At 63.7% G+C, this 5,743-nt stretch carries 6 protein-coding genes; 4 read left to right on the forward strand and 2 right to left on the reverse strand.

Features of this window, described 5'->3' with window-relative positions:
- Positions 1-646 (forward strand): hypothetical protein (locus PARHAE_RS21240; RefSeq protein WP_164555305.1); only part of this gene is annotated, 646 nt, incomplete at its 5' end.
- A gap of 65 nt (positions 647-711) precedes the next feature.
- On the opposite strand, the gene mog is transcribed toward PARHAE_RS21240, so the two are convergent.
- Positions 712-1,248 carry a molybdopterin adenylyltransferase gene (gene mog, locus PARHAE_RS17350; RefSeq protein ID WP_126155818.1) on the reverse strand — a complete coding sequence of 179 codons (537 nt, stop codon included), beginning with the start codon at positions 1,246-1,248 and terminating at the stop codon, positions 712-714.
- 97 nt (positions 1,249-1,345) lie between these two features.
- Positions 1,346-2,614, reverse strand: a complete 1,269-nt coding sequence (locus PARHAE_RS17355) for an argininosuccinate synthase (protein WP_277600685.1) — start codon at positions 2,612-2,614, stop codon at positions 1,346-1,348.
- A gap of 128 nt (positions 2,615-2,742) precedes the next feature.
- Here PARHAE_RS17355 and PARHAE_RS17360 point away from each other — a divergent pair, with 128 nt between their 5' ends.
- From PARHAE_RS17360 to PARHAE_RS17370, 3 genes are all read left to right on the forward strand, one after another.
- On the forward strand, positions 2,743-2,970 hold the full coding sequence (locus PARHAE_RS17360; RefSeq protein ID WP_126155820.1) for a hypothetical protein: 228 nt from the start codon (positions 2,743-2,745) through the stop codon (positions 2,968-2,970).
- 55 nt (positions 2,971-3,025) lie between these two features.
- Positions 3,026-4,285: a threonine ammonia-lyase IlvA gene (ilvA, locus tag PARHAE_RS17365; protein ID WP_126155821.1), complete on the forward strand. Its 1,260-nt coding sequence runs from the start codon at positions 3,026-3,028 to the stop codon at positions 4,283-4,285.
- Between the two features lie 61 nt (positions 4,286-4,346).
- Positions 4,347-5,648, forward strand: coding sequence for a PP2C family protein-serine/threonine phosphatase (locus PARHAE_RS17370; protein ID WP_241232866.1), 1,302 nt, complete (start codon positions 4,347-4,349; stop codon positions 5,646-5,648).
- Positions 5,649-5,743: the final 95 nt, after the last annotated feature.

Genomic DNA, 5,743 nt, shown 5'->3' on the forward strand with positions numbered 1-5,743 from the left:
GTCGGTCAACGTCGTGCGGATCAAGGTTGCCTCCCATTTGGCAGCCTTGAATCAGCCAGCGATCAGTTTGGAAATCCTCAAACGTCAACACGCCCTAGTTGCCCAAGAAAATCATAAGCTTGGCAGATTAGCGATTCGCAAACTTGTCACCCAACAGGAGAGAGCAATGGAACCTCTAATTTCACAAGTGGTTTGGTCGCGTCGGATAGACTGGAAGGAATGTGTCAATGTCTTCGGACGAGACTACTGCATAGAGATTCGAGGGGAAGTTCGGATTGTACACGATTCGGGTTCCTATTACTTAGAAATTGATGCGTTCGGGCAGAGATTTAGGTTTAATTTGACTCAAGGCTGTTTTCCGTTATACGAAGTTGGCATTGCAAGATTTAAGGTTTGCATGCAACCACTAGCAAGCGGCGTTCGAGTGGTTATACAAGGCTGTATTGGAGTAGCTGGAATCGAGAAATGTTGGGACATCATTGGCGAGGACATCACTTGGTTCAGCGTCAAAGATCTATCAGACGATGAAGTATTATCGCTAGGAATACCGAAGCACGAAATAACTCGAGCGAAAGAGCAAAAAGGCTTTGGAAGCGTCTCCAGTTCTCTCTCTTCCCAAGAAATCCAAGAGATCTTGGGCAGCTAAGAAGCTACCCCACTTTATTTAACTGGCTATTATTTCCTGAAGTTAATCAGCTTTGGGAAATATTCCTATCTCATCCCCGGCCGAAACGCCTTCACCTTCCCCCCATCCGTCTCGATCCTCGCCGCCCCGATCAGGTCCAAGCAATAGGGCACCGCCGCGAACACCGCGTTCAGGCACGTCGCAATCGCCGCAGGCTTCCCCGGCAAGGTAATGATCAGCGTCGCATCCCTTATCACCGCCGTTTGCCGCGACAGGATCGCGGTCGGCACCTCGGCCAGCGAGGCGCGGCGCATTTCCTCGCCGAAGCCGGGCAACTCTTTTTCTGCGACATCGAAAACGGCTTCGGGCGTCTGGTCGCGCGGCGCGGGGCCGGTGCCGCCGGTCACCAGGATCAGGTCCGCCCCGCCCTCGACCAGTTCGCGCAGGGTCGCGGCCACGCCTTCGCGGCCGTCGGGGATGATCACACGGGTGATCTCCATCGGCGAGGTCACCACGTCGCGCAGCCAGGCCTCGGCGCCGGGGCCGCCCTTGTCCTCGTATTCGCCGCGCGCGGCGCGGTCCGAAACGGTGACGATGGCGATGCGGGCGGGTCGGTCTGTCATGGCGCGGGCCTTTCGATGGTCGCCGCCACTGTGGGACAGGTCCGGGCAAAAGAAAAGGCCGCGGGGATGCCGCGGCCTTCGGTCCAGACAGGGGCGGTTACTTCGCCCGCGCGTTCCGGTTCGCGACCAGCTTCAGCCGCAGCGCGTTCAGCTTGATGAAGCCCGCCGCGTCCTTCTGGTCATAGGCGCCGGCGTCGTCCTCGAACGTCACATGCGCTTCGGAATAGAGCGACTGGTCCGACCAGCGGCCGACACAGGTCGCAAGACCCTTGTAGAGCTTCAGCCGCACCGTGCCCGACACATGTTCCTGCGACTTGTCGATCAGGGCTTGCAGCATCTCGCGTTCCGGGCTGAACCAGAAGCCGTTGTAGATCAGTTCGGCATAGCGCGGCATCAGGCTGTCCTTGAGGTGCCCGGACCCGCTGTCCAGCGTGATCTGTTCGATCCCGCGATGGGCTTCCAGCAGGATCGTCCCGCCCGGCGTTTCATAGATGCCGCGCGACTTCATGCCGACGAAGCGGTTCTCCACGAAGTCCAGCCGCCCGATGCCGTGCTTGCCGCCAAGCTCGTTCAGGCGGGTCAGGATCGTGGCGGGCGACAGCGCCTGGCCGTCGATCGCCACCGCATCGCCACGCTCGAAGGTGATTTCCACGAATTCCGGCGCGTCGGGCGCGTCCTCGGGGTTCACGGTGCGCTGATACACGTAATCCGGCGCGGCCTCGGCAGGGTTTTCAAGCGCCTTCCCCTCGCTTGAGGTGTGCAGCAGGTTCGCGTCCACGCTGAAGGGCGCCTCGCCGCGCTTGTCCTTGGCGATGGGGATCTGGTTCTGTTCGGCGAATTCGATCAGCCTGGTGCGGCTGGTCAGATTCCACAGCCGCCAGGGCGCGATCACCTTGATCGAGGGATCCAGCGCATAGGCCGACAGCTCGAACCGCACCTGGTCGTTGCCCTTGCCGGTCGCGCCATGGGCCACGGCGTCGGCGCCGTGCCGGTGCGCCAGTTCCACCAGCCGCTTGGAGATCAGCGGACGGGCGATGGACGTGCCCAGCAGATACAGCCCCTCGTAGACCGCGTTGGCGCGGAACATCGGGAACACGAAGTCGCGCACGAATTCCTCGCGCAGGTCTTCGATGTGGATGTTTTCCGGGGCGATGCCCAGCAGTTCGGCCTTCTGGCGCGCCGGTTCCAGTTCCTCGCCCTGGCCCAGGTCGGCGGTGAAGGTGATCACCTCGCAGCCGTATTCGGTCTGCAGCCACTTGAGGATGATCGAGGTGTCCAGCCCGCCCGAATAGGCAAGGACGACTTTTTTCGGCGCGTCAGACATGCGGTTAACCCTTTGGCGAAGTTTTCGGGGGAATAGGCCCAATCGTCACGGCGGACAAGACTGCGGAAGGCCGCTGTGGCAAGGGATTCGCCATTTGGCCGTTGAGAGCACCAATCGAGACAGGTGCAGCAATCTTTGCTAGGATGGCGCCGGGCGGGTCGGGGATGGGCATGGCACAGGTAAACTGCGACTATTGCGGGGGCTATGGGCAATTGCCGGGAAAATCCTTGGCCGATGGCGCCGTTTGCCCCAAGTGCCATGGTACTGGAAAGATGCGTGTTGCGGACAAAGCGGCCCCACCAACGGGCCGGCCGGTCCCCAAGGCCAAGAAGAAAGGTCCGCCGATCTGGCTTCTGGCGATCGGGGCAATCGTCATCATGGTGCTGCTGGGCGACTGAGCAATCGCTTAACAACCCCTTGCAAACCCCGTATTTTCACGTCATGCGCAGGCGCATGGAAAACGCCGCCCCCTCTTTCGCCGATCTGGTCCGCAACGCCGAAACCGCCATCCGCGACCTGTTCGAACCGACGCCCTTGCAGCGCAACGACCACCTGTCGGCCCGATACGGCGCGGACATCTGGCTCAAGCGCGAGGATCTGACCCCGGTCCGCAGCTACAAGCTGCGCGGCGCGTTCAACGCCATGCGCAAGCGGGTGACGGCGGGGGCCGCGGGGAACGCGCATTTCGTCTGCGCCAGCGCGGGCAACCATGCGCAGGGCGTGGCCTATGCCTGCCGCCATTTCGGGGCCAGGGGCACGATCTTCATGCCGGTGACGACCCCCCGCCAGAAGATCGACAAGACCAAGGTCTTCGGCGGCGACGCGGTCGAGATCGTGCTGACCGGCGACTATTTCGACCAGACGCTGGCCGCGTCCCAGGCCTTTGCCGCCGAACAGGACGCGCAATTCCTGGCGCCCTTCGATTCGGCCGATGTGATCGAGGGCCAGGCGACCGTCGGCCTGGAAATCCTGGAGCAGTTGGGCGGCGCGCCCGATCTGGTGGTGCTGCCGGTGGGCGGCGGCGGGCTGTCGGCCGGGGTGACGCGCTATTTCGCCGAGAGGGCGCCCGACACGCGTTTCGCCTTTGCCGAACCCCTGGGCGGGGCGAGCCTCCAGGCCGCGTTGCAGCAGGGCGCGCCGGTCGCGCTGCCCGCCGTGGACAATTTCGTCGATGGCGCGGCCGTGGCCCGCATCGGCGCCCTGCCATTCGAGGCGCTGCGCCGGTTCAGCCCCCAGGACGTGCATCTGGCGCCCGAGGACCGGATCTGCATCACCATGCTGGAGATGCTGAACACCGAAGGCGTGGTGCTGGAACCTGCGGGCGCGCTGGCCATCGACGTGCTGGGCGATCTGGGCAACCTGGCGGGCAAGCGGGTGGTCTGCGTCTGTTCGGGCGGCAATTTCGATTTCGAACGCCTGCCCGAGGTCAAGGAACGCGCGCAACGCTTTGCGGGCGTGAAGAAATATTTCGTTCTGCGGCTGCCGCAGCGGCCCGGCGCCTTGCGCGATTTCCTGGAACTGCTTGGCCCCGAAGACGACGTGGCGCGGTTCGAATATCTCAAGAAATCGGCGCGCAACTTCGGATCGATCCTGATCGGCATCGAGACCTCGGCGCCGCAGAACCTGACCACGCTCAAGGCGCGGCTGGATCATGCGGGCTTCGTCTATCGCGACATCACCAACGACGAGATCCTGGCCGAACTGCTGGTCTGACCCGCCCGAGACGATCCGCGCTTAACGGGGCCTTTACCACCAAGGGGTTATCACCTTGGTCATGAAACGCCCGAATCACCAGATCCCGTCCGCTGCCCCACCCTCGGGCGCCCGGTTGATGCGGCGGGTGCTGATCGTCAGCGCCAGCTCCGCGCAGCGGCGCATCTTCGCGATCCAGCTTCGCCGCGCCCGTTACGAGGTGATGGAGGCCGCCTCGGTCGCCGATGCGCTGCGCCTGTGCCAGCGCAGCGAACCCGACATGATCCTGTCCGACTGGTCGTTTCCGGGGCAGGACGGGCTGGAATCGGGACTGGATCTGTGCCGGGCCTTCCGCGCCGGGGAACGGCGCAACTATGGCTATTTCGTGCTGCTCACCTCGGCCCAGGATCACCAGGACATCGCCCGCGGGCTCGAGGCGGGGGCCGACGATTTCCTGGCCAAGCCGGTCGCGCAACAGGAACTGCTGGCCCGCCTGGCCGCCGGAGAACGCATCCTGCGGGTCGAGGAGGATCTGCGCGCCAGCAATGCCCAGCTTCGTTCGGCGCTGGACAAGCTGCGCGACACCCAGGCCGCCATCGACCGCGACCTGACCGAGGCGCGCAAGCTGCAACAGGGCTTGGTCAAGCAGCGGTCGGGGCGCTTCGGGCAGATCCAGCTGTCGCTGCTGCTGCGCCCGGCGGGCCATATCGGCGGGGATCTGGTGGGGTTCTTTCCGATCGGCCCGGAACGGGTGGGGATCTATGCGCTGGACGTGTCGGGCCACGGGGTGACTGCGGCGCTGCTGACCGCGCAACTGTCGGTGCATCTGTCGGGATCGGCCGATCAGAACGTGGCGCTGCGCGCGGCCCAGACCGGGACCGACGCCGTCAGCCCGGCGGCGCTCGCGCATTTTTTCAACAACATGATGCTGGAGGAGATGGCGACCGATACCTATTACACGATGATCTATGCCGATCTCGATCACACGACGGGCAGGCTGCGCATGGTCCAGGCGGGCCATCCCCACCCGGTGCTGCAACGCGCCGACGGCACCGTCCTGCCGCTGGGCAATGGCGGGATGCCCATCGGCGTCTTCGAAAACCCGATCTTCGACGAGATCGACGTGATTATGAAGCCCGGCGACCGGCTGCTGATCTGTTCGGACGGCATCACCGAGGCGACGAACCCCGCGGGCCGCCTGCTGGGCGACGACGGGGTCGAGGCGATCCTGCGCACCAACGCCTTCCTGGGGGGCCATGTGTTCCTGGAATCCATGGCCTGGTCGGTGTCGGAATATTGCCGGGGCGAACGCCAGGACGACATGTCGGCGGTGCTGATCGAATATCTCGCCCCGGCCGAGACGGTGCCGATGCCCCTGCGCTAGGCGGCGTCTTCATTTAAGCGACCCAAGCCATAGCGCAGGCGAGATCGACGAAGGCTTTGAAGGACGAGACGGTCTTCTCGCAGCGGAGCGCGATG

The sequence above is a fragment of the Paracoccus haematequi genome (assembly GCF_900631945.1).
Classification (GTDB): domain Bacteria; phylum Pseudomonadota; class Alphaproteobacteria; order Rhodobacterales; family Rhodobacteraceae; genus Paracoccus; species Paracoccus haematequi_A.

Coding starts and splice junctions, on each gene's coding strand:
- mog (WP_126155818.1), bottom strand. CDS start 1,248: ATGACAGACCGACCCGCCCGCATCGCCATCGTCACCGTTTCGGACCGC.
- PARHAE_RS17360 (WP_126155820.1), top strand. CDS start 2,743: ATGGCACAGGTAAACTGCGACTATTGCGGGGGCTATGGGCAATTGCCG.
- ilvA (WP_126155821.1), top strand. CDS start 3,026: ATGGAAAACGCCGCCCCCTCTTTCGCCGATCTGGTCCGCAACGCCGAA.
- PARHAE_RS17370 (WP_241232866.1), top strand. CDS start 4,347: ATGAAACGCCCGAATCACCAGATCCCGTCCGCTGCCCCACCCTCGGGC.